Here is a 21,460-nt window from a genome sequence, read left to right as displayed (position 1 = left end):
GTCACACAGTCCGGCCGTCCGGTGCGCCGATCCGCCGATCGGGCGGCGGCGTCAGGCCTCGACCGTGACCCCGTGCTTCCCGCACGCGGCCACGAAATGGGGCAGGATCTGGCGCAGCGTCTGCCGGTAGAGCTCGGCCCCCGGCCCGGTCTCGCCGCGTAGACGCTGCACCCGTTCCACCTGACCGACCGTGGTGGGGCGGTGGTCGGGGTGTGGCCCGTGATGTGGGATCCCGCACGCAGTCGTTGGCCGGCCCTCGTCGGGTGTGGCAGCATGACTTCCATGACCGCCGCTGTCGTCCGCCGCTTCGTGGCTCGTCGCCACGTCGACTACGGCCGCGTGCGCAGCGCGATCTGTCCGGCCCACTGACGACGCCCGATCACTCTGTCTCGGGCGCGCCGCGCGCCGGCTGTTCCGACACCGTTGTCGCCAGCCCGTTCCGACGGGTCGGCCGCGCGCCTTGCGTGTTCCCGAGGCACCGCAGACAACGGAGGACGCCGCCATGGCGGTCAGCAGCATCCCGGCCCGGGCCGGGGACCCGACGTCCCCCCGACCGGCCCGGACCCCCCGCCGGCCCCGAGGTGAAGGTCAGTGGGCGCTCGGTCACCGCGAGCCGCTCAACCCCAACGAGCGGATCAAGAAGGACGACGACCCGCTGAACGTACGGGCCCGGATCGAGAACATCTACGCCCACCACGGGTTCGCCTCGATCGATCCGCAGGACCTCCGTGGCCGCTTCCGCTGGTGGGGCCTCTACACCCAGCGCAAGGCGGGCATCGACGGCGGCCGTACGGCCGTGCTGGAGCCGCACGAGCTGGAGGACGAGTTCTTCATGCTCCGGGTCCGGGTGGACGGGGGCGAGCTGAGCCTGGCGCAGCTGCGGGTGGTGGCGGACATCTCCCGCGAGTTCGCCCGGGACACCGCCGACATCACCGACCGGCAGAACATCCAGTACCACTGGATCCGGGTCGAGGACATGCCGGAGATCTGGCGCCGCCTGGAGTCGGTCGGCCTGCAGACCACCGAGGCGTGCGGCGACTGCCCCCGGGTGGTGCTGGGCAGCCCGGTCGCCGGGGTGGCCCGCGACGAACTGCTCGACCCGACGCCGGCGGTCGACGAGATCGTCCGCCGGTACGTGGGCGACAAGGCGTACTCCAACCTGCCGCGCAAGTTCAAGACCTCCATCTCCTGGCTGGTCGACACCCCGTACGAGGCGAACGACATCTCCTTCCTCGGGGTGGACCACCCGGACCACGGGCCGGGCTTCGACGTCTGGGTCGGCGGCGGCCTGTCCACGAACCCGATGCTGGCCAAGCGGCTCGGCGTCTGGGTGTCGCTGGATGAGGTGCCGGACGTCTGGGCGGGCGTGGTCGGCATCTTCCGCGACTACGGCTACCGCCGGTTGCGCAACCGCGCCCGACTGAAGTTCCTGGTCGCCGACTGGGGCGTGGAGAAGTTCCGCGAGGTGCTGGAGAAGGAGTACCTGGGCCGGGCGCTGCTCGACGGCCCGGCCCCGCAGCTGCCCGACAGGCCGGTGGACCACATCGGGGTGCACCCGCAGAGCGACGGGCGCAACTACGTCGGGGCTGCCCCGGTGGTGGGCCGGGTATCCGGCGGGCAGCTCGCCCGCCTGGCCGACGTGGTCGAGGCGCACGGCAGCGGGCGGGTGCGGCTCACCCCGTACCAGAAGCTGCTGGTGCTGGACGTGGCGCCGGAGCGGACCGACTCGCTAATGCGCGACCTGCGCGGGATCGGCCTGGAGGCGCAGCCGTCGGCCTGGCGGCGCGGCACGATGGCCTGCACCGGCATCGAGTACTGCAAGCTGGCCATCGTCGAGACCAAGGCGCGCGGCGAGGAACTGGTGGCCCGGCTGGAGGAGCGGCTGCGCGACTTCGACGCCGACATCTCCATCCACCTCAACGGCTGCCCCAACGCCTGCGCCCGCACCCAGGTCGCCGACATCGGCCTCAAGGGCCAGCTCGTCGTCGGCCCGGACGGCCGCCAGGTGGAGGGCTTCCAGGTCCACCTCGGCGGCGGGCTCGGCATGGCCGAGGGACAGACGGCCGGGTTCGGCCGCAAGCTGCGCGGTCTGAAGACCACCGCCGAGGAGCTTCCGGCGTACGTGGAGCGGCTGGCCCGGCGCTACCTGGCGGGCCGGGAGACGGGCGAGACGTTCGCCAACTGGGTGATCAGGGTCGACGAGGAGGAACTCCGATGAGCGAGACCCGTTCCGCGCCGTTGTACTGCCCGTACTGCGGCGAGGAGGACCTGCGGCCGAGTGAGGCCGGCCACGGCGCCTGGGAGTGCCACGCGTGCGCCCGGGTGTTCACGGTGAAGTTCACCGGCCTGCTCGGCCGGTCGGTGGCCCGGTGAGCGGGGGCACGGGCGACCGGCCCGGTCTCGTCTCGGCGGCGGGCCTGGGCCTGGTCGGCCTGGGCGCTCCGGCTCCGGCCGACGCGGCCCGGCGCGACCCCGACGAGCTGCGCGCGCTGGCCGAGGCGGCCGGCCGGGACCTGGAGGGCGCGCCGGCGCTGGAGATCGCGCGCTGGGCGGCCGAGACCTTCGGCGCCCGGTTCTGCGTCACCAGCTCGATGGCCGACGCCGTGCTGGCCCACCTGGTCTCCCGGGTCGCCCCGGGGGTGGACGTGGTCTTCCTCGACACCGGACTGCACTTCCCGGAGACGCTCCGGGTCCGCGACGAGGTGGCCCGGACGCTGCCGGTGAACGTGCGCTCGATCCGGCCGCGCCTGACCGTGGGCCAGCAGGACGGCCAGTACGGCCCGCGCCTGTTCAACAAGGCTCCGGACGACTGCTGCCAGCTGCGCAAGGTGGAGCCGCTGGAGCGGGCGCTCGCCGGCTACGACGCCTGGGCCGCCGGGCTCCGCCGGGACGAGTCGCCGACCAGGGCGAACACGCCGGTGGTGACCTTCGACGCGCGCCGGGGCAAGGTCAAGGTCAACCCGATCGCGGCCTGGCGGCAGGCCGACGTGGACGCCTACGTCGCCCGCTGGAACGTGCCGGTCAACGAGCTGTTCAAGCAGGGCTACGGCTCGATCGGCTGCTGGCCCTGCACCCGCCGCACGAAGGCGGGGGAGGACCCCCGGGCCGGCCGCTGGGCGATGTTCGAGAAGACCGAGTGCGGCCTGCACGTCTGACCGGGCCGGTCCCGGGCTCTCCGGCGTCGGGGGCGCCCGGGCCGGGCTCTCCCGCGTGGGGGGCGCCCGGGCCGTCGGAGGTGGCCGGGTCGTCAGGGGCGCCCGGGCCGTGGCAGCCGGCCGGGCTGTCGGAGGCGGCCGACCCGGTGGTCCTGGTCGCCCACGGCAGCCGGGACCCGAGGGCCGCCGAGGCGACCCGGGCGCTGGCCCGGGCCGTGTCGGCCGCCCGGCCGGGCACGCCGGTGCTGGCGAGCTGGTTGGACCACACCGAGCCGGGACCGGCGACCGTGCTGCGGAACCTGGCCGCCGCCGGGCACCCCCGGGCCGTGCTGGTGCCGCTGCTGCTCACCGCGGCGTACCACCGGCGGGTGGACGTCCCGGCGGCGGTCGCGGCCGCCCGGGAGTCGGGGGCACCGATCGCGGTACGGGTGACCGACGTGCTCGGCCCGGCCGACGGGGCGGTGGACGCCGGTCTGCTGGCGGGCCTGCACCGGCGGTTGGGTGAGGCGGGGGCGGGGCGCTTCGACGGGCTGGTGTTGGCCGCGGCCGGCACCAGGGACGCCCGGGCGCGCGGGTCGGTGGGCCGGGTGGCCGCCGCGCTGCGTGCCGGTCTCGGTGTGCCCACCCGCGTGTCGTACGCCTCGGCGGCCCCGCCGGCCGTCGCGGCGGCGGTGGCGCGGCTGCGGTCCCGGGGTGCCGGGCGGGTGGCGGTGTCGGCGTACTTCCTGGCTCCGGGCCTGTTCCACGACGCCGTCGCCACGGCGGCGCGGGGCGCCGGTGCGGTGGCGGTGTCCGCCCCGCTGACCGACGCGCCGGAGCTGGCCGATCTGGTCCTGCGGCGCGTGGACGCGGCGAGCCGGTTGGCCGGGATCACGGCCGGGCCATGATCGGACGCCGGATCACGAACACAGGCTCGGACAGCAGTACGCCCCGGCGGGCGTACCCGGCCGGGGCGTACTGACTGGTGCGTGGGGATCAGGCGGAGTGAGCGCGCAGCACCCGGAGGCCACCGCGGCGCTTGACAGCCCGCCGCTCCTCCTCGCTCATCCCGCCCCAGACGCCAGCGTCCTGACCGGACTCCAGCGCCCACTGCAGGCACTGGTCGGTCACGGAGCAGCGCCGGCAGACGGCCTTGGCCTGCTCGACCTGCAGGAGAGCCGGCCCGGACGTCCCGATCGGGAAGAACAGTTCCGGGTCCTCGTCGCGGCAGACAGCATGGTGACGCCAGTCCATGGCGGCAACACTCCTCATTCTGGGTGGGTGGCAGAGATTGCTTCTGTTGCTTTTCCTATATGCATCCGCAGCGCCGAATGGTGACGGTTCGCGTACGCCTATTCGGCAGTGCGTGAGCAGGCTGTGTCGGCCCTGCGGACCTGCTGGAACAGCTCAACCTGACGAGCCTATCCAAACAATGTCCCGGTAACTCAAGTTCGCTTGTGAATACTTTCACGAACGCCCGGGATGTCAAGGGTGACGCTCGGAAAAACTCCGGGCGGTGAGCAAGCCCACAACCCCTTTGTCCGGATTCCAGCGCCTTCCTGGTTACCCGGCGTACCACTGTCGAGGATCAATATAGTACAGTCCGCGTGACATTGCTGACATTTCCGGCACAGCCCCTCGGTGTGGCGGCCGTCGCATCGGTCCGGTGTCGCGGCCGCGTCGACCTAGGGCAGTACCCGAGACCTAGCAGATTACTCTCAGTGCGGCGGGAATGGATGTGAATCTGACTTTTTCCCGCTCGCCAAGGTAGTCGCCGTCGAGCTGGAACGCCTGCGGACGGGCCGAGACCAGGGTGAACTCCGCGACGTCGTGCAGCCGCAGCACCTGGCGGCCGTGCGGATCAGGGGTCCGGGAGAAGAACTGCGTCACCGTGCGTGTCGTACTGGCCACCCGGAGCTGCCGCAGGGCGAGCACGTCCAGGCCCAGATCGAACGACGCCTCCGGGTTCGGGTTGACCTCGCGGTCGCCCAGGTACGTCCACGGCGCGGTGTTCTGGATGATGACCGTCGCCAGCTCGCCCTCCGGCAACTCGTCCGGGCGCTCCAGGCTGATCGCCGGATGGCGGCGGTCGGAGTTGAGGAAGTACTGGGCCGCGGTGGACCGGAAGTAGAGCGCGGGCGTCGAGACCCGGCCCCGCCGGCGGGCCTGCTCCACCCGGTGGATGACGGCCGCGTCGAGGCCGAAGCCCGCGCAGAAGGTGAAGTAGCGGTCGTCGGCCCGGCCGAGCCCGATCGTCCGGTAGCGGCCCAGCCGCAGGCCCTCCAGGATCATGCTGGTGCCGTCCGGCCAGTCCCGGGGCAGGCCCAGCGCCCGCGCGAAGACGTTTGTCGAGCCCCCCGGCACGGTCGCCAGGGCGGGCAGCCGCTCGGCCGGCGTGGTGCTGGCGGGGATGGTCGGCGGCTGCGCCGCCATCAGGCCGTTCACGACCTCGTTGACCGTGCCGTCGCCACCGAGCGTGACGACGACGTCGACGCCCTCCTCGGCCGCCTCGCGCGCCAGGTCGGTCGCGTGCCCCCGTCGCCGGGTGTAGCGCACGGAGAGGTCGACTTCGCTGCGCAGTGCCCGGACCAGGACGTCCCGGCTGCGCTCGCTGGTGGTGGTGGCCTTCGGATTGACCACCAGGACGGCCCGCATGGGCGGCACTGTACCGCGCGCCACCACGGGTATCGTGGCGCGCGTGACCATCGACTCCGACCCGATCCCCGCCACCCTCAGCTGGGCGGTCCGGCTGCTGCGGGCCGAGGCGGTCGCCGTGGGACTGGTCGCCGCGTGGCTGCTCTGGGCCGATCTCACCGCCACGACCACCGACCTCACGTCGGCGTTGCTCGTGACCGCGTTCGCCATCGGCGCGGCGGCGGCGCTCTGGGCGCTGGGCGGCGCGCTGGCACGCCGGAAGGCGGGAGCCCGGGCCCCGGCGATCGTGCTCCAGTTGATGCTGCTGCCCATCGGCTGGTTCATGGTCCAGGGCGGGATGGGGTGGCTCGGCGTACCGCTGATGGCGCTCGGCCTCGGGATGACCGCTCTGCTGGTGAGCACCCCCACCACCCGGGCCCTCGGCTTCGAGTGACCCCGCCGGGCCCGCGGCCCGGCGCCGGGCGGGCGGCCGGTCAGTAGCCGGAGGCGCGGCGGGTGAGCAGCGAGATGGTGGCCCGGCCGTCGGAGGCCGTCGCGGCCGCCGCCGTGGTCAGCGCCGTGAGCACCTTCCAGGCGAAGGACGACTCGGCGGGGAGCGTCGCGCCGCGGACCGTCGGCACGGTCACCTCCACGGTGAGCGCGTCGTCCGTGACCGCGAAGCGGCAGTCGAGCTCCGCGTCGCGGGTGGCGATGGCGAGCAGCATCGCGCACGCCTCGTCGACGGCGATGCGCAGGTCCTCGATCTCGTCGAGGGCGAACTGCAGCCGCGCCGCGAGCCCCGCGGTGGCGGTACGTAGCACCCCGAGGTAGCCCCCGTCCGCGGGCACGGTGAGGTGCACGACGTCGTCGTCGGTCGTCGGCTGCCCGGTCAGTTGAGTCACCACTCATCCCCCCGGTCGGGGACTCTACCCGCTCGGTCGCTTGAACGTGTGGGGACCGCCACGTCTGCCGCGGAAGCGGTCGGGGCGGCCCCGCTGAGCTGGTGGGGAACCCACTCCTGCGCCAGCTCCTGCGCCAGGGCGACGACGGCCGGCACGTCCTCGGGACGTGCCGGCCGGATCGTCGGCGGACCGGTGAGGGTCACGCCTGCTTGGTCTCCCAGAAGATCTTGGAGATCTCGTCGATCTTCTGGAGCAGCTCGTCGGCCTTGGACGGGTCGGTGCCGCCCTTCGCGCCGGCGGCGCCGGCCAGCTTGGTGGCCTCGTTGAACAGCTGGTGCAGGTGCGGGTACTTCTCGAAGTGGGCCGGCTTGAAGTAGTCGGTCCACAGCACCCACAGGTGGTGCTTCACCAGGTCGGCGCGCTGCTCCTTGATCAGGATGGCGCGGGTGCGGAACTCGGGGTCGGTGTTGGCCTGGTACTTCTCGCAGATCGCCTTCACCGACTCGGCCTCGATCCGGGCCTGGGCCGGGTCGTAGACGCCGCAGGGCAGGTCGCAGTGGGCGCTGGCGGTCACGCGGGGCGTAAGGATGCGCGGAAGTCGCATCAGGATCCTCCATGGGAAGTTTGCGATGATCCAAGACGACATTACTCCTGGACGCGCTCCGGGGAGGCCGGGTGGAGGGGAAACCAATGGGGACCGATCACCCGACGGTGGCCCCCCGGCTGCGGTGGCCGCTGACCGCCGTACTGGTGACCGGTCCGTCCATGTCGCCCACGCTGCGGCACGGCGACGCGGTGCTGGTCCGTCCCGGCGGCCGGGCGGTCCGCCCCGGTGATGTCGTGGTCGCGGTCTTCCGCAGCCGCCCCGACCTGCTCGTGGTCAAGCGCGCGATCCGCGCCCAGGACGGCGGGTGGTGGCTGCGCGGCGACAACGACCTGGTCACCGACGACTCCCGGGCGTACGGGGTGGCCGACGTGCGGGGCCGCGTGGTGGCCCGCTACTGGCCCCGGCCCGCGCGGGTGCGCCCACAGCGGATATGACCCCGCTCACACCGGTGTGACGGTGGCGACACTATGCTCCAGACGTGCCCGGGTGACCCCCGCACCGCGTGCTGCCGCTCGGCGCCTCACCTCGCGTCCGCGCCGGCCGCCCCGTCTGCTCGACAGATCCTGGAGTCACCATGTCATCGTCCACCGTGGACCCCGCTGATCCCGTCTTCCGGCTGCACCGGGGCGGCAAGATGGCCGTCGCCTCGACCGTCCCGCTGACCAGCCGCGAGGACCTCTCCCTCGCGTACACCCCGGGTGTGGCCCGGGTCTGCGAGGCGATCGCCGCCGACCCGACGCTCGCCGACGACTACACCTGGGCGGCGCACACCGTCGCGGTCGTCACCGACGGCTCGGCCGTACTCGGGCTCGGCAACATCGGCCCGCGCGCCTCGCTGCCGGTGATGGAGGGCAAGGCGGTGCTGTTCAAGCAGTTCGGCGGCGTCGACGCGGTGCCGGTCTGCCTGGACACCCAGGACGTCGACGAGATCGTGGCGGTGGTGCGGGCGCTGGCCCCGTCGTTCGGCGGGATCAACCTGGAGGACATCAGCGCCCCGCGCTGCTTCGAGGTGGAGCGCCGGCTCGACGAGGCCCTGGACATCCCGGTCTTCCACGACGACCAGCACGGCACCGCGATCGTCGTGCTCGCCGCTCTGCGCAACGCCGCCAGGCTGCTCGACCGAAAGCTCGGCGACCTGCGCGTGACGGTCAGCGGCGCCGGCGCGGCGGGGGTCGCGGTGACGAAGATGCTGATCGCCGGCGGCGTGAACCCCGACCAGGTGGTGGTCTGCGACTCCAAGGGGATCATCGGCCGGCACCGGCCCGAACTGACCGGCACCAAGGCCGAGCTGGCGGCGGCCACCAACGCCGACGGTCGCGAGGGCGACATCACCGAGGCGCTGCGCGACGCGGACGTGCTGATCGGCGTGTCGGGCGGGCAGATCCCCGAGGCGGCGGTCGCCGGCATGGCCCCCGGCGGCATCGTCTTCGCCCTGGCCAACCCGACGCCCGAGGTGCACCCGGAGGTGGCCGCCCGGCACGTGGCGGTCGTCGCCACCGGCCGCAGCGACTACCCCAACCAGATCAACAACGTGCTGGCCTTCCCGGGTGTGTTCCGGGGCGCGCTGGACGCCAAGGCCACCCGGATCACCGAGGGCATGAAGGTCGCCGCCGCCGACGCGATCGCCGGCGTGGTGGCCGAGTCGCTCACCGCCGAGGCGATCGTCCCGTCCCCGCTCGACCCCCGGGTCGCCCCCGCGGTGGCCGAGGCGGTCGCCGAGGCCGCCCGCCGCGACGGCGTCACCCGCTGAACGTGTGAGGAAGGGCCCCTTCTTATCGCCCAGGCGATAGGAAGGGGCCCTTCCTTGCGTCGGTGCCCTTCTTGCCGGGGGCTCGGCTTGTTACCGTGCCGATCATGCGTGCCGCCTTCGTCTCCCGCTTCGACGACGCCAACCCGCTCGCCGCGCTCACCGTCGGCGAGCAGCCCGAGCCGACCCACCCGGCCGACGACTGGGTGACCGTGCAGGTGCGGGCCAGCTCCCTCAACCACCACGACCTCTGGTCCCTGCGCGGGGTGGGGCTGCGCGCCGAGCAACTGCCCATGATCCTCGGCTGCGACGCCGTCGGGGTGGACCCGGACGGCAACGAGGTCGTCGTCTACCCGGTGATCCCCACCCCGGGCGACCCGCGTGGCGTCTCCATCCTCTCGGAGCACTTCCCCGGCACGCTGGCCGAGCGGGTCGCCGTACCCCGGTCGAACCTGCTGGCCCTGCCGGCGGGCCTGGCGGCCGCGGACGCGGCCTGCCTGCCGACGGCCTGGCTGACCGCCTGGCGGATGCTGACCACCGTGGGCCGGGTCGGCGACGCCGACGCCGTGCTGGTCCAGGGCGCCGGCGGGGGCGTGGCCACCGCGGCCGTCGCGCTCGCCGCCGCGATGGGCAAGCGGGTGTACGCGACCAGCCGCGACGCCGCCAAGCGGGAACGGATCGCCGAGCTGGGCGCCACCGCCGTCGAGCCCGGCGCCCGGCTGCCGGAGCGGGTCGACGTGGTCGTCGAGACGGTCGGCGCGGCCACCTTCGACCACTCGCTGAAGTCCGCCGCGCCGATGGCCCGGATCGTGGTCTCCGGCGCCACCTCGGGACACGAGCCGAAGGTCAACCTGCGCCGGGTCTTCGCCATGCAACTGGAGATCCTCGGCACCTCGATGGGCACCCCCGACGAGCTGGCCGCCCTGCTCGCGTTCTGCGCCGAGCGCGGCGTGCGCCCGGTGGTGGACTCCGTGCTCCCGTTCAGCGAGGTCGCCGACGCCTTCGCCCGCCTGCACTCCGGCGACGTCTTCGGCAAGGTCGTCGTCGACCACACCGCCTGAGTCCCGCCATCGCCGTGGGCCTCCCTGGTCGGGGAGGCCGTCGTCGGTGTCGCCGGGAGCCGCGACGGGCGGGCTCCGGGTGGCCTCCCCGGTCAGGACGCCACCGCCGGTGTCGCCGGGGGGCCCGCGACGAGCGGGCGCCGGATGGCCTCCCTGTCGGGAGGCCACCGTCGGTCAGAGGCGGTTGTCGAGGGTGGCGACGTCGTCGCGGGCGGCGTCGGTGGGGATGCGGCCCTTGGCGGCCTGGTCGCCGTAGAGCGACCAGCGCAGGAACTCGACCGTGGTGTCCGAGACCACCCGCAGCGAGGCGCCGTCGCTGAGCAGCGCCCGGCCGTGGTCGCCCTTCGGCAGGCTCAGCATCGCCTTCGGCCAGGGCACCCGGTCGTAGGCGGCCTTGCCGGCGGCGTACTCGACCACCTCGTCGGCCTCGCCGTGCACGAAGAGCTGCGGGGCGGCGACGCCCGCGAAGGCGGTGCCGACGCCGAGCGCCGTGCCGGCGAAGACGACCCCGGCGTCCAGCCGTTCGTCCCGGCCGGCGGTGAACAGGCCGATGGTGGTCACCCCGCCGGCCGAGTGCCCGGCCGCCGCCACCCGGTCCGTGGCCAGCCGGCCGCGCAGCGGGTCGCCGGCCTTGCCGTCGAGGGCGAGCACCTGGGTCAGCACGTACGACACGTCGGCCGGCTGGTTGAGCACGTCGAGCACGTTGCCGTCGCCACCCCGGGCGGTGTGCGGGAAGGTCGGCGCGGCCACCACGAACCCGGCCGCCGTCCAGCGGGTGAGCAGCGTCTCGTAGTCGGCCGGCCGGGCGCTCAAGCCGTGGCTGAACATCACCACGGGGAACTTCCCCGTGGCGGCGTCCGCCGACCGCTCCGGCTGCCCGCCGGGCTTTCCGGCCGCCGGATACCAGACGGTCACCGGCAGCGGGCGCTTCCCGTCGCGGTTCAGCTTCAGCTGCCGTACGCCGACGGCGAAGGCCTTCTCGGGTGCGGTGCCGGCGGGCACCTGCGGGGTGGGGCCGGCCGCCTGTGCGGGCGGCGCCGAGGCCGTCACCTGCGGAGCCGCCTGGGAGCCTGCCGCCTGCGGGGCCGGCCCGGCATCGTCGGAGCAGCCGACCAGACCGGCGGTGAGCAGTGCGGAGGCGAGCAGGGCGGGGGCGACACGACGCGGCATGGGAACGATTGTGCCTCGCGGCGCGTCCCGCTCCGCCGCAGACCGCCGCAGTACGCCCCCATACCCTGCCCGCGCCCACTGCCACCCCTGACCACTCCTGCGGCGCCCGGGCTGCTGCCGGCACCCGGGCTGGTGGTGGTGTCCGGGTTGCGCGGTGTCCGGGCTGCGGGCGGTGCCCGGTGATCAGGACGCCATGGACGTTATCCGGTGGTTTCAGGGTCCATGGCGTCCTGATCACCATTGGTTGGCGCACCAGCCCGCTCTCCTGATGAGTAGTTCCATCGGCCTGCTCGGAGCGGCACCGGCCGGGCTCCGGGCGGTGCCGGCCGGGTTTTCGGGTGGCGTTCGGCCTGCTCTGGGCGGCGGCATGGGCCGGGCTCGACTGGGAGATGGCCCCGCGCCGGGTCGCGACTCCTGGCTCCGTGGGTCTGCTCGGGAGGGTCAGCGGGCGGGGCGGGTCTCGTAGAGCGTCACGCCGGGGCGGCGGGCGTCACCGGGCAGGCGGTGGCCGGCGGCCGGGTCGCCGTAGAGCGTCCAGCGGAGGAAGTCCGTCGTGGTGGCCAGGACCTGGTCGAAGCCGGGCCGCCCCGGGTTCAGGTACTCGCCGTGGCCCTGCCCGAGCAGGCTCAGGAAGGCGGTGGGGCCGGTCGTGCGCTGGTACGCGGCGCGGCCGACCGTCACCGGCACGATCTTGTCCGCCGTACCGTGCACGAAGAGCAGCGGGGCTGCCGGACCGGCGAAGCTGCCGGCCGTTCCGCCGCCGGCGATCACGATGCCGGCGCGCAGCCGCCCCGAGCGGCCGGAGGTGAACATGCCGGCCGTGGTGAAGCCGCCCGCCGAGTGGCCGGCGGCGGCGACCCGGGTGACGTCGAGGTGCCCGGCGAGCGGGTCTGCGGCCCGGGTGTCGAGCCGCGTCAGGTGCCGGATCAGCCGCCAGCCGTCGGCCGGCTGGTGGCGTACGTCGGCACGGCTGAACCGGGCCGCGCCGCGCCGGGTGTGCGGGTAGGCCGGGGCGGCGACCACGAACCCGGCGGCGGCCCAGCGCGCGGTCAGGCCGGCGTGCAGCTCGGGCAGGCTGTGCAGCCCGTGGCTGTAGACCACCACGGGGAAGCGCCCGGCGGCCACCGCGTCGCCCTCCGTCGGGTACCAGACGGTCACCGGCAAGGGGCGCGCCGAGGCCGGGTCGACGGTGAACGTGCGTACGCCGACGGTGTAGGCGGCCGCGGGCGCCAGGCGGGCCGGCGGCGGTGTGCCGGGCGCGGCGGCTCCCGCCGGGGCGCAACCGGCCAGCAACGTCGTCATCAGTACGGCGACCAGCCGCTTTGTCCCCACGGATTCACGGTAGGTGCCCGGCGGCCCGCAGCGGTCCCGCCGTCCGGACCGGACGCCCTCACCACCCGGGCGGATCGTCTCCACCGGCCGGCTGGACCTGGCCCCGGGACGCGCGCCGGGGACGGCGGCGCGCAACCGGCTTGGCTAGGGTCACCGCCATGCCTGAGAACCGCACAGACCCGAGCGGCAACACCGAGGCGTTCCGCGCCTACGCCCACACCGCCGAGCCCGAGGCCCCGGCCGGCGCGTCCCGGACGCCGCTGCTCGTCGGCGCGGCGGCGGTCGCGGTCGTGCTGGTCGCCCTCCTCGCCTGGCTCGCGCTGGGCTGAGCGGCGTGGAGCCGCCAGAAGGCCCGCAGCCGGGCGCGGGGGAGCCGCCGACGGGAAGCCCGGAGCCGGGCGCGGGGGAGCCGCCGACGGGAAGCTCTGAACCGGCTGCGGGGGAGCCGCCGAGGGGAAGCCCGGAGTCGGCGGCGGGTCTGGGGCGCGTTCCGGGGCGGTGGCGGAGGCTCCGCTCCGGTCTTCGCGGCATCCACCGGGGCAGCGCCGCCCTCGGCCTGGTGCTGGTGCTCGCGGGCCTGACGTACGCGGTGGCCATCGGGGCGTACAAGTGGCACCTGCACGCCAAAGCGGAGCGGCTGCGGGCGGACGGTGTCCCGGTACAGGCGACCGTGAGCGACCGCCGCGACACCGTCGGACGCGGCGGCGGCACCGACACCGTCCAGGTCTGGTACGAGTACGGCGGTGTCCAGCACAACGAGCGCATCCTCTGTGGCTCGGCCGGCGGCTGTACCGAGGAGCCTCCGGAGGAGATGATGCTCTGGGTCGATCCGGAGCGGCCGGCGGAGTTCGTGGCCGCCAACGGCAACACCGACGACTCGGTCTTCTTCCTCAACTCCTGGGGCGGCATCCCGTTCGGGCTGCTGGGTGCGGCGTTGGGCGGGGGTTTCCTCTTCGCGGCCCTCGTTCCGACGGGGATGCTCGACCGGCCCGCCCCCGCACCACCCCGGCGGGGCCGGGGGCGCGACCGCGTCCGGCGCACCCGGGCCGCCAGACGACGAGGAAAGGCGCGCCGCTGAGCCGGCGTGGTGCCGGCCCGGACGGTCAGCCGGCGGTCTCGATGACGGCGCGGGTCTGGAGGGCGATCTCGCGTTCCTCGTCGGTGCCGACGACGCAGACGGTCACCTCGGTGCCCTCCGGCGAGACGACCCGGTCGCCGGAGCCTGCGTTGCGCTCGGGGTCCACCGCGATGCCGAGGCGCTCCAGGCCGGCCAGGGCGGCGGCGCGCACCGGCGCGGCGTGCTCGCCGACGCCGGCGGTGAAGGTGACGGCGTCCACCCGGCCGAGCAGCGCGTAGTACGCCCCCACGTAGCCGGTGATCCGCCGGCAGTAGACGTCGAAGGCGAGCGCCGCGGCCGGGTCGCCGTCCGCCCGGCGGGCGAGCACCTCGCGCATGTCGTTGGCGCCGGTCAGCCCGAGCAGGCCGCTGCGGTGGTTGAGCAGGTCGTCGATCTCGTCGACGGAGAGCCCGCCCTCGCGGCGCAGGTGGAAGATCACGGTCGGGTCCAGGTCGCCGCTGCGGGTGCCCATCACCAGGCCCTCCAGCGGGGACATCCCCATCGAGGTCGCCACGCTCCGGCCGCCGGCCACCGCGCAGGCGCTCGCGCCGTTGCCGAGGTGCAGGGTGATCGTGTTCACCTCGGCGTACGGGCGGCCGAGCAGCTCGGCGGTGCGCCGCGACACATACGCGTGCGAGGTGCCGTGGAACCCGTAGCGCCGGATGCCGTACCGCTCGGCGGTGTCCCGCTCGATCGCGTAGGTCGCGGCGGCCTCGGGCAGGGTGGTGTGGAACGCGGTGTCGAAGACGGCGACCTGCGGCACGTCCGGCAGCGCCGCCCGGGCGACCTCGATGCCGGCCAGGTTGGCGGGGTTGTGCAGCGGCGCGAGCGGGACCAGGTCGCGGATCGCGGTCAGCACCTCGTCGTCGATCAGCACCGGCTCGCCGAACCGCTTCCCGCCGTGCACCACCCGGTGCCCGACGGCGGCCAGCCCGGTCAGGTCCAGTCCGTCGAGGATGCCCCGGACGGCCGTCTCGTGGTCGGCCGGACCGCCGCCGGCCTCGCCGACCCGTTCCACGGTGCCCTTGTCGACCACCCGGTCGCCGTCGAAGAGCCGGTACTTCACCGACGACGACCCGCAGTTGAGCACCAGCACCCGAGAGGGGGACGGATCCGGCGTGGTCATGACGACTCCTCGGTGGCCGCGGCCTGGATGGCGGTGATCGCCACGGTGTTGACGATGTCCGGCACGGTGGCGCCCCGGGACAGGTCGTTGACCGGCCGGCGCAGGCCCTGCATCACCGGCCCGACGGCCACCGCCCCGGCGGAGCGCTGCACCGCCTTGTACGTGTTGTTGCCGGTGTTGAGGTCCGGGAAGATGAAGACCGTGGCCCGGCCGGCGACGTCGCTGCCGGGCAGCTTCGTCGCCGCCACGGCCGGGTCGATGGCCGCGTCGTACTGGATGGGCCCCTCGACGAGCAGGTCGGGCCGGCGCTCGCGGACCAGCTTGGTGGCCGCCGCGACCTTCTCCACGTCGGCGCCCGACCCGGAGCTGCCGGTGGAGTAGGAGAGCATCGCGATCCGGGGCTCGATGCCGAACCGGGCGGCGGTGTCGGCCGAGGAGATGGCGATGTCGGCGAGCTGGGCGGCGTCCGGGTCGGGGTTGACGGCGCAGTCGCCGTAGACCAGCACCCGGTCGGCGAGCAGCATGAAGAAGACGCTGGAGGCCACCGAGACGCCCGGCACGTTCCGGATGATCTCGAACGCGGGACGGATGGTGGCGGCGGTGGTGTGCGTCGCGCCGGAGACCATCCCGTCGGCGTGCCCCGTCTGGACCATCAGCGTGCCGAAGTAGTTCGGCTGGGCGACGACGTCGTGGGCCAGGTCGGCGGTCATGCCGCGGTGCGCGCGAAGCTCGGCGTACGTGGTGGCGAACTCGTCGCGCCACTCGCTGGTGACGGGGTCGACCACCTGGGCGCCGGTGATGTCGATGCCCAGCTCGCGGGTGCGCCGGGTGACGTCGTCGGGGCGGCCGAGCAGGGTGATGTCGGCGACGCCCCGGCGCAGCAGGATCTCCGTGGCCCGCAGGATCCGTTCCTCCGCCCCCTCGGGCAGCACGAGGTGCCGGCGCCGGGCCCGGGCGCGGTCGATCAGGTCGTACTCGAACATCAGCGGGGTGACCCGCTCGGAGCGGCTGACCCGCAGCCGGCGGGCCAGGTCGTCGGTGTCCACGCAGCGTTCGAACGCGCCGAGCGCGGCCTCCACCTTGCGCGGGTTGGCCGCGCTGGGGCGCCCCTCGATCCGGCTGGAGGCGGCCACGGTGTCGTAGCTGTCGCTGGGCACGGAGAGCACCGCGAGCCCGGTGTTGAGGCCCTCGACCAGCCGCATCGCGCGCGGGTCGGGCTGCTCGCCGAGGGTCAGCACCAGCCCCGAGACGGAGACCTGCCCGGCCACGTGCGCGGCGCTCGCCGCCACCAGCAGGTCGGCCCGGTCGCCGGGGGTGATCACCAGAGCGCCGTCGGTCAGGTGGTCCAGCAGCGTCGGCACGTGCGCCGCGCCGACCACGTAGTCGAGCACGTCGCGGCTGAGCGCGTCGTCGTCCCCGGCGAGCAGGGTCGCGCCGAGCGCCGCCGCCACCTCGGCCACCGTCGGCGCCGACACGGTCGGCACCTCCGGGATGGCGTACGTGGGCACGGGCAGCTCGGGCAGCGTCATCGGGCCGGGGACCCGGTTGGCGATCACCGCCAGCACCGTCGCCCCCAGGTCCTCCAGATCGTGGTACGCCCCGCGCGCGGCGGCCGCGATCGCCGCCGGCTCCTGCCCGAAGCCGTCGACGACGGGCACCACCACGCTGCCGAACTCGGTGGCCAGCCGGGCGTTGAAGGCCAGCTCGCGGGGGCCGGCCCCGTCGCCGCCGTCGGCGAAGTCGCTGCCGACCACGACCACGGCGGGGCAGCGCCGCTCGACCTCCCGGTAGCGCTCGACGATGCCGGCGATGAGCTGCTCCCGCCGCCCGTCGGCGACCAGCGCGGTCGCCTCGGCGTAGCTGGTGCCGCTCAGGTCGGCCAGCGGCAGCTCGATCCGGTAGCGGTCATTGAGCAGGGCGAGGATCGGGTCGGGGCCGTGCCCCCGGACCAGCGGCCGGAACGCGCCGATCCGCTCGACCTGCCGGGACAACAACTCGGCCAGGCCGAGGGCGATTGTCGACTTCCCGCCGCCCGAACCCACGCTGGTCACGTACACGCTCCGGGCCACGCCCCCACGCTACAAGATCGTGCAGGTGCCCGCCGAGATCCAAACCCCTGAGCAGGCAGGATCCTCGTCTCACTCCGTCGGCGGGGTGGCCGGTACCGACGCCGACGTTCCTAGACTCGCTACCCATGCCCGACCGTTCCGCCGCAGCTCAGGCGGCCATTGACAGCCCGACCGTCGTCCAGGCGACGGCTGTCGGGCCAGCCGTCGTGCCGGCTGGTGCCGACGCCCCGACGGTCGCCCAGGCACCGGTCGAGGCACCGACGGCGCCGCTGTCGGCGGTGGACGCTCCAACGGTCGGGTCGGCGGCGAACGCTCCGGCGGTGGACGCTCCGGTGGTCGGGTCGGCGGTGGACGCTCCGGCGGTGGACATTCCGGCGGTCAGGTCGGCGGCCGACGCCCCGACCGCCGTCCACGCCGTCGCGCCCCCGCTCGCGCCGGTCTTCGTCGACCCGAGCGGGCGACGCCGGCGGCGCTGGCAGCGGCTCGCGTACGCCCTCGGGTCGGTCGGCGTGGCGTACACCGTCCTGGTCGGGGCGAGCTTCGCCGGGGGACCGGTGAGCCCGGAGAACGTCCTGCCCTTCGTCGAGTCCACCCGACGACCCTGGAGCCCGCCTCCGGCACCCGCCAGCACGCCCGCCACCCCTGAGCCGACCGTCGCCCGGCCCGCGCCGGTCGTGCCCGGTGACCGGCCGACCCCGGGCCCGGTCACCCCGTCGGCGCCCCGCTCGTCCCCGCCCCCGGCGCAGGCACCCGCCAGCACGCCACCCGCCCCCGGCCGCACCACTCCGCCGCCGGTCTCACCGCCACCCGCGACCACCACCCCACCCGCTCCGCCGGCCTCCGAGCCGCCACCCGTGGAACCGTCCCCGGACGTCGACCTGCCGCTGCCGCCCGTTCCCGTGGAACCGGACGACGATGCCTGACCGCTTCCGTCCGCGCCGGCCCCGGACGACCGCCCGCCGCCACGGCCGGGTCCGGCGGGTCGCGCCGCCGCCCAGTTGGACCGTGCTCGGCATGCTGCTCGTCGTCCTGGCCGGCGTGCTCTTCGTCGGGGCGTACGCGGACGCCGCCTTCGTGCCCGAGCGCCAGCCGACCGGCGCCGGCCAGGACCGGGTGCCCGACGAGGTGGTGAACGGCGGACCGATCATCAGCGCCGGGGACGAGCGGACCCGTTCCTACCGGCTGCCGCCCCGCACCGTCTCGCTGACCTTCGACGACGGCCCGGATCCGAACTGGACCCGCGAGGTGCTCCGGGTGCTGGACGCCCACCAGGTCAGCGCCACCTTCTTCGTGCTGGGGGCGCAGGTCGCCCGGCATCCCGAGCTGGTGCGGGAGATGTCGGCGGCCGGGCACGAGATCGGGGTGCACACCTTCACCCATCCCGACCTGACCACCATGCCGGGCTGGCGGCGCCGCATGGAGTACGCCCAGACCCAGCTCGCGGTCGCCGGCGCGGCGGGGATCCGCAGTTCGCTGGTGCGGTTCCCGTACTCGTCGCACGCCGACGCGCTGAACGACCGGGACTGGCCGCTGGTCACCGAGGCCGGCGACCTGGGCTACCTGACGGTGCTCAACGACACCGACAGCCGGGACTGGGCGCTGCCGGGCGTCGAGCGGATCGTCGAGAACGTCACGCCGTCCGGGTACGCGGGTGCGATCACGCTGTGGCACGACGCCGGCGGCGACCGCTCGCAGACCGTCGAGGCGCTGGACCGGTTCATCCCGTTGATGAAGGCGCGCGGGTACCAGTTCGCCACCGTCACCGGCGGGCTGAACCAGGCGTTGGCCGACGCGGGGGTGCGGCACGAGGTGACCGGCAATCCGACCGCCTCCGCCGGGGAGCGGTGGCGGGGGCGGGTGCTGGTCTGGGCGGTGCGGGGCGCGGACCGGACGATGAGCGGCTTCGGGCTGATCTTCGTCGCCGTCGGGGTGCTCACGGTCGGGCGTACCGCGCTGCTCTTCCTGCTCGCCGGCCGGCACGCCCGGCGGCGGCGGGCCCGCGACTGGACCTGGGGGCCGCCGGTCACGGACCCGGTGTCGGTGATCGTCCCGGCGTACAACGAGAAGGAGGGGATCGCCGCGGCGGTCCGGTCGCTGGCCACCGGCGACCATCCCGGGGGGATCGAGGTCGTCGTCGTCGACGACGGCTCCACCGACGGCACCGCCGACATCGCCGAAGGGCTCGGCCTGCCGAACGTCCGGGTGGTCCGCAAGCCCAACGGCGGCAAGCCGAGCGCGTTGAACACCGGCGTCGCGCTGGCCCGGCACGACCTGATCGTGATGGTCGACGGCGACACCGTCCTCGAACCGGACGCCGTCCGGCGGCTGGTGCAGCCGTTCGCCGACCCGCAGGTCGGCGCGGTGGCCGGCAACGTCAAGGTGGGCAACCGGGACAGCCTGATCGCCAAGTGGCAGCACATCGAGTACGTGATCGGCTTCAACCTCGACCGTCGCCTCTACGAGTCGATGCGCTGCATGTCGACGGTGCCGGGGGCGATCGGCGGCTTCCGGCGGCAGGCGCTGGTGTACGCCGGCGGGATGACCGACGACACCCTGGCCGAGGACACCGACATCACCATGGCGCTGGGCCGGGCCGGCTGGAAGGTGGTGTACGAGGAGACGGCGCGCGCCTGGACCGAGGCGCCGGCGACGATGGGGCAGCTGTGGAAGCAGCGCTACCGGTGGAGCTACGGCACCATGCAGGCGATGTGGAAGCACCGGCGGTCCCTGCTCGACCGGGGCGCGTCCGGCCGGTTCACCCGCCGCTGCCTGGCCTTCCTCAGCCTCTTCGGGGTGCTGCTGCCCCTGTTGGCGCCGGTGATCGACCTGCTGGCCCTGTACGGGTTGTTCTTCCTGGACCGCACCGCCACGGCCGTGGCCTGGCTGGCCATGCTCGGGTTGCAGACGCTCACCGCCGTCGTGGCGTTCCGGCTGGACCGGGAGAAGCTGGGCGTGCTGTGGGTGCTGCCGCTCCAGCAGTTCGTCTACCGGCAACTGATGTACCTGGTGATGCTCCAGTCGGTGGTCACCGCGTTGACCGGCGGCCGGCTGGGCTGGCAGAAGCTGCGGCGCACCGGCCTGGCGCCGGCCGAACGGGGCGGCACGGCCTGACCGGGGCCCGCCGGCTGGGCCGACCGGCTTGGCGGGGCTGAGCGGCCGGCCGGCGGGGCTGGCCGGCCGACCCGCCCAGGTCGGTCGGGTCAGCCGGCGCGCCGGGCCAGGCCGAGGGCGTACTCGGGCCACCAGACGCCGCTGTCCGGCTCCCCGGGGCGGCAGGCGCCGTCGGACTCGCCCGGGTACTTGACCCAGAGCAGCGCGTCCACCCGGGGCAGGCCGGGATCGGCCGTCGGCTCCTGACCGAGCGCCCGTCCCGGCGGATTGCACCAGCTGGGCGCGCCGTCCACCGTGGCACCCGCGTGGGGGCCGTTGCCGTTGCGGCTGGTGTCGACGACGAAGCGGGTGCCGCCGCCGAGGGCGTCGGAGATGCGGTGGCCGTAGCGGACGTTCTGCGCGGTGCCGAAGAAGTTGGCCACGTTGAGCGCGAAGCCGTCGGCCTCGCCGACCCCCGCCCGGTCGAGCGCCGCCGTGAGCGCGGCGACGTCGGAAATCCAGCCGGGGTGCCCCGCGTCCACGTAGACCCGGGCGCTGCCGGTGCTGCGGAGCACGGTGACGGCGTCCCGCAGCAGCGTGAGCCGTCCGTCGGGGTCGCGGACGCAGCCCCGTACGGCGTCCGGCACCGCCCCCGGTTCGAGGACCACGGTGACCGGCCGGCCTCCGACGCCCGCCGCGAGGTCGCGGATCCAGCGCTGGTACTCCGCCGGGCCGCTGGCCCCGCCGGTGCCCTGGCGGGCGCAGTCGCGGTCCGGGATGTTGTGCACGACCAGCACCGGCGTCTGGCCGGCGAGCGCCGCCTGCCCCAGGAACGCGTCGACCTCGTCGCGGACCGCCGGCCCGCCGGTCAGCCACTTCGCGCTGGGCCGCGCGCCGATCCGGCGCAGCGCCGCCGCGTCGGCGGTCCGGCCCAGCGCCTCCCGCCGGTCCGCCTCCGCCGCCGCCGGATTCCCCGGGGCGACGTGGAAGACCGGGGGCGGGGCCGCCGCCGGGGACCCGGCGGCGCTCCCCGGCACCGGCCCGGGGCGGCGTCGGGGTTCCGCGCCGCAGCCCGAGAGCAGCAGCGCCACAGCGGCGCCCGCAGCCAGGGCCGACCGGCGTACGGGTGAGTGGCGGGAGCGGTTCGGTGGCGGCACCGGGGACGTCCGTTCCTCCGGGGTGGTCCGGCTCAGTCCTCGTCCTCGTCGTCCAGGCGGGCGAGCCAGGTGGCGAAGCGCTCGATCGGGGTCTCGAACTCGGGGTTCAGGTCCACGAAGTCGCGTAGGCGCTCGCCGAGCCACTCCATGCTGACCTGTTCGCCGCCCCGGCGCTCGACGAGCTCCTCGATTCCACGGTCGGTGAAGTACATGCTGTCGGTTCCCTCTTCGTCGCTGTGCTGGGTGGGCCGTGGGGCCGCCGGGGCCTGCCGGCGGCGGGAGCCGGGACGCCGACCGGGGCAGAGCCGTCGTCG

The 21,460-nt window shown here is 74.5% G+C and carries 22 protein-coding genes; 12 read left to right on the top strand and 10 right to left on the bottom strand.

From position 1 onward, the window contains the following. Nucleotides 1-502 precede the first annotated feature (502 nt). From ACGFNF_RS14400 to ACGFNF_RS14385, 4 genes are all read left to right on the top strand, one after another. Nucleotides 503-2,218, top strand: a complete 1,716-nt coding sequence (locus ACGFNF_RS14400) for a nitrite/sulfite reductase (RefSeq protein WP_393168109.1) — start codon at nucleotides 503-505, stop codon at nucleotides 2,216-2,218. After that, the gene (locus tag ACGFNF_RS14395; RefSeq protein ID WP_357580020.1) at nucleotides 2,215-2,373 is read left to right on the top strand and encodes a hypothetical protein; all 159 of its coding nucleotides are present in this window, start codon (nucleotides 2,215-2,217) and stop codon (nucleotides 2,371-2,373) included. The genes ACGFNF_RS14400 and ACGFNF_RS14395 overlap by 4 nt, the downstream gene beginning before the upstream one ends. Continuing rightward, complete coding sequence (locus tag ACGFNF_RS14390; RefSeq protein WP_357580021.1) at nucleotides 2,370-3,155, top strand: phosphoadenylyl-sulfate reductase; 786 nt, start codon at nucleotides 2,370-2,372, stop codon at nucleotides 3,153-3,155. The genes ACGFNF_RS14395 and ACGFNF_RS14390 overlap by 4 nt, the downstream gene beginning before the upstream one ends. Nucleotides 3,156-3,235: 80 nt before the next feature. Next, nucleotides 3,236-4,042, top strand: a complete 807-nt coding sequence (locus ACGFNF_RS14385; protein ID WP_393168107.1) for a sirohydrochlorin chelatase — start codon at nucleotides 3,236-3,238, stop codon at nucleotides 4,040-4,042. A gap of 88 nt (nucleotides 4,043-4,130) precedes the next feature. Here ACGFNF_RS14385 and ACGFNF_RS14380 read toward each other — a convergent pair whose 3' ends face one another. Both ACGFNF_RS14380 and ACGFNF_RS14375 read right to left on the bottom strand, forming a co-directional pair. Then, nucleotides 4,131-4,388: a WhiB family transcriptional regulator gene (locus tag ACGFNF_RS14380; RefSeq protein ID WP_007072794.1), complete on the bottom strand. Its 258-nt coding sequence runs from the start codon at nucleotides 4,386-4,388 to the stop codon at nucleotides 4,131-4,133. A gap of 450 nt (nucleotides 4,389-4,838) precedes the next feature. Continuing rightward, entirely contained in the window at nucleotides 4,839-5,789 is a 951-nt protein-coding gene (locus tag ACGFNF_RS14375; RefSeq protein ID WP_357580022.1) for a diacylglycerol kinase family protein, read from the bottom strand. A gap of 43 nt (nucleotides 5,790-5,832) precedes the next feature. Between ACGFNF_RS14375 and ACGFNF_RS14370 the strand changes: the two genes are divergently transcribed. Beyond that, nucleotides 5,833-6,222, top strand: a complete 390-nt coding sequence (locus ACGFNF_RS14370; RefSeq protein ID WP_311413043.1) for a hypothetical protein — start codon at nucleotides 5,833-5,835, stop codon at nucleotides 6,220-6,222. A gap of 40 nt (nucleotides 6,223-6,262) precedes the next feature. On the opposite strand, the gene ACGFNF_RS14365 is transcribed toward ACGFNF_RS14370, so the two are convergent. Together ACGFNF_RS14365 and sodN are read right to left on the bottom strand one after the other, a co-directional pair. After that, nucleotides 6,263-6,670 carry an ATP-binding protein gene (locus ACGFNF_RS14365; RefSeq protein ID WP_132231108.1) on the bottom strand — a complete coding sequence of 136 codons (408 nt, stop codon included), beginning with the start codon at nucleotides 6,668-6,670 and terminating at the stop codon, nucleotides 6,263-6,265. Nucleotides 6,671-6,869: 199 nt separating this feature from the next. Beyond that, nucleotides 6,870-7,274 (bottom strand): superoxide dismutase, Ni, encoded by a 405-nt coding sequence (sodN, locus tag ACGFNF_RS14360; RefSeq protein ID WP_088998581.1) that lies wholly within the window; start codon nucleotides 7,272-7,274, stop codon nucleotides 6,870-6,872. An 86-nt stretch (nucleotides 7,275-7,360) separates the two neighbouring features. Between sodN and ACGFNF_RS14355 the strand changes: the two genes are divergently transcribed. The 3 genes from ACGFNF_RS14355 to ACGFNF_RS14345 all read left to right on the top strand — a co-directional run bounded on the left by ACGFNF_RS14355 (nucleotide 7,361) and on the right by ACGFNF_RS14345 (nucleotide 10,085). Then, complete coding sequence (locus tag ACGFNF_RS14355) at nucleotides 7,361-7,711, top strand: S24 family peptidase (RefSeq protein WP_151457052.1); 351 nt, start codon at nucleotides 7,361-7,363, stop codon at nucleotides 7,709-7,711. A 140-nt stretch (nucleotides 7,712-7,851) separates the two neighbouring features. Next, the gene (locus ACGFNF_RS14350) at nucleotides 7,852-9,027 is read left to right on the top strand and encodes an NADP-dependent malic enzyme (protein ID WP_357580023.1); all 1,176 of its coding nucleotides are present in this window, start codon (nucleotides 7,852-7,854) and stop codon (nucleotides 9,025-9,027) included. A gap of 95 nt (nucleotides 9,028-9,122) precedes the next feature. Continuing rightward, nucleotides 9,123-10,085 carry a zinc-binding dehydrogenase gene (locus ACGFNF_RS14345; RefSeq protein ID WP_393168103.1) on the top strand — a complete coding sequence of 321 codons (963 nt, stop codon included), beginning with the start codon at nucleotides 9,123-9,125 and terminating at the stop codon, nucleotides 10,083-10,085. A 174-nt stretch (nucleotides 10,086-10,259) separates the two neighbouring features. Here ACGFNF_RS14345 and ACGFNF_RS14340 read toward each other — a convergent pair whose 3' ends face one another. Continuing rightward, a complete protein-coding gene (locus ACGFNF_RS14340; RefSeq protein ID WP_393168101.1) occupies nucleotides 10,260-11,255 on the bottom strand; it encodes an alpha/beta hydrolase family protein in 996 nt (331 codons plus the stop codon). A 441-nt stretch (nucleotides 11,256-11,696) separates the two neighbouring features. After that, nucleotides 11,697-12,587: an alpha/beta hydrolase family protein gene (locus tag ACGFNF_RS14335; RefSeq protein ID WP_393168099.1), complete on the bottom strand. Its 891-nt coding sequence runs from the start codon at nucleotides 12,585-12,587 to the stop codon at nucleotides 11,697-11,699. 158 nt (nucleotides 12,588-12,745) lie between these two features. On the opposite strand from ACGFNF_RS14335, the gene ACGFNF_RS14330 reads away from it, so the two are divergent. Both ACGFNF_RS14330 and ACGFNF_RS14325 read left to right on the top strand, forming a co-directional pair. Next, nucleotides 12,746-12,916 (top strand): hypothetical protein, encoded by a 171-nt coding sequence (locus ACGFNF_RS14330; RefSeq protein ID WP_165947702.1) that lies wholly within the window; start codon nucleotides 12,746-12,748, stop codon nucleotides 12,914-12,916. A gap of 230 nt (nucleotides 12,917-13,146) precedes the next feature. Then, on the top strand, nucleotides 13,147-13,665 hold the full coding sequence (locus tag ACGFNF_RS14325) for a hypothetical protein (RefSeq protein ID WP_393168097.1): 519 nt from the start codon (nucleotides 13,147-13,149) through the stop codon (nucleotides 13,663-13,665). Between the two features lie 25 nt (nucleotides 13,666-13,690). On the opposite strand, the gene ACGFNF_RS14320 is transcribed toward ACGFNF_RS14325, so the two are convergent. Beyond that, on the bottom strand, nucleotides 13,691-14,830 hold the full coding sequence (locus tag ACGFNF_RS14320) for an acetate/propionate family kinase (protein ID WP_393168095.1): 1,140 nt from the start codon (nucleotides 14,828-14,830) through the stop codon (nucleotides 13,691-13,693). Then, a complete protein-coding gene (gene pta / locus ACGFNF_RS14315) occupies nucleotides 14,827-16,899 on the bottom strand; it encodes a phosphate acetyltransferase (RefSeq protein WP_393168093.1) in 2,073 nt (690 codons plus the stop codon). The genes ACGFNF_RS14320 and pta overlap by 4 nt, the downstream gene beginning before the upstream one ends. Before the next feature lie 125 nt (nucleotides 16,900-17,024). Between pta and ACGFNF_RS14310 the strand changes: the two genes are divergently transcribed. Both ACGFNF_RS14310 and ACGFNF_RS14305 read left to right on the top strand, forming a co-directional pair. Next, a complete protein-coding gene (locus ACGFNF_RS14310) occupies nucleotides 17,025-17,822 on the top strand; it encodes a hypothetical protein (RefSeq protein WP_393168091.1) in 798 nt (265 codons plus the stop codon). Continuing rightward, complete coding sequence (locus ACGFNF_RS14305; protein ID WP_393168089.1) at nucleotides 17,815-20,010, top strand: bifunctional polysaccharide deacetylase/glycosyltransferase family 2 protein; 2,196 nt, start codon at nucleotides 17,815-17,817, stop codon at nucleotides 20,008-20,010. Before ACGFNF_RS14310 ends, ACGFNF_RS14305 begins: the two co-directional genes overlap by 8 nt. An 89-nt stretch (nucleotides 20,011-20,099) precedes the next feature. Here the strand turns inward: ACGFNF_RS14305 and ACGFNF_RS14300 are convergent, their stop codons facing one another. Next, the gene (locus ACGFNF_RS14300) at nucleotides 20,100-21,146 is read right to left on the bottom strand and encodes a glycoside hydrolase family 6 protein (protein ID WP_393168087.1); all 1,047 of its coding nucleotides are present in this window, start codon (nucleotides 21,144-21,146) and stop codon (nucleotides 20,100-20,102) included. Between the two features lie 32 nt (nucleotides 21,147-21,178). Next, nucleotides 21,179-21,358 (bottom strand): DUF6104 family protein, encoded by a 180-nt coding sequence (locus ACGFNF_RS14295; protein ID WP_151456601.1) that lies wholly within the window; start codon nucleotides 21,356-21,358, stop codon nucleotides 21,179-21,181. Nucleotides 21,359-21,460: the final 102 nt, after the last annotated feature.

It is taken from the genome of Micromonospora sp. NPDC048868 (assembly GCF_043198195.1).
Lineage (GTDB): Bacteria > Actinomycetota > Actinomycetes > Mycobacteriales > Micromonosporaceae > Micromonospora > Micromonospora reichwaldensis.
The sequence above is the reverse complement of the archived record's forward strand: the minus strand, read 5'-3'. Positions and strand labels throughout refer to the sequence as shown.

What these genes read in the sequence shown, in the direction of transcription:
- ACGFNF_RS14400 (WP_393168109.1), top strand. Translation starts at nt 503, where the DNA reads ATGGCGGTCAGCAGCATCCCGGCCCGGGCCGGGGACCCGACGTCCCCC.
- ACGFNF_RS14395 (WP_357580020.1), top strand. Translation starts at nt 2,215, where the DNA reads ATGAGCGAGACCCGTTCCGCGCCGTTGTACTGCCCGTACTGCGGCGAG.
- ACGFNF_RS14380 (WP_007072794.1), bottom strand. Translation starts at nt 4,388, where the DNA reads ATGGACTGGCGTCACCATGCTGTCTGCCGCGACGAGGACCCGGAACTG.
- ACGFNF_RS14375 (WP_357580022.1), bottom strand. Translation starts at nt 5,789, where the DNA reads ATGCGGGCCGTCCTGGTGGTCAATCCGAAGGCCACCACCACCAGCGAG.
- sodN (WP_088998581.1), bottom strand. Translation starts at nt 7,274, where the DNA reads ATGCGACTTCCGCGCATCCTTACGCCCCGCGTGACCGCCAGCGCCCAC.
- ACGFNF_RS14355 (WP_151457052.1), top strand. Translation starts at nt 7,361, where the DNA reads ATGGGGACCGATCACCCGACGGTGGCCCCCCGGCTGCGGTGGCCGCTG.
- ACGFNF_RS14350 (WP_357580023.1), top strand. Translation starts at nt 7,852, where the DNA reads ATGTCATCGTCCACCGTGGACCCCGCTGATCCCGTCTTCCGGCTGCAC.
- ACGFNF_RS14340 (WP_393168101.1), bottom strand. Translation starts at nt 11,255, where the DNA reads ATGCCGCGTCGTGTCGCCCCCGCCCTGCTCGCCTCCGCACTGCTCACC.
- ACGFNF_RS14330 (WP_165947702.1), top strand. Translation starts at nt 12,746, where the DNA reads ATGCCTGAGAACCGCACAGACCCGAGCGGCAACACCGAGGCGTTCCGC.
- ACGFNF_RS14320 (WP_393168095.1), bottom strand. Translation starts at nt 14,830, where the DNA reads ATGACCACGCCGGATCCGTCCCCCTCTCGGGTGCTGGTGCTCAACTGC.
- ACGFNF_RS14310 (WP_393168091.1), top strand. Translation starts at nt 17,025, where the DNA reads ATGCCCGACCGTTCCGCCGCAGCTCAGGCGGCCATTGACAGCCCGACC.
- ACGFNF_RS14305 (WP_393168089.1), top strand. Translation starts at nt 17,815, where the DNA reads ATGCCTGACCGCTTCCGTCCGCGCCGGCCCCGGACGACCGCCCGCCGC.
- ACGFNF_RS14295 (WP_151456601.1), bottom strand. Translation starts at nt 21,358, where the DNA reads ATGTACTTCACCGACCGTGGAATCGAGGAGCTCGTCGAGCGCCGGGGC.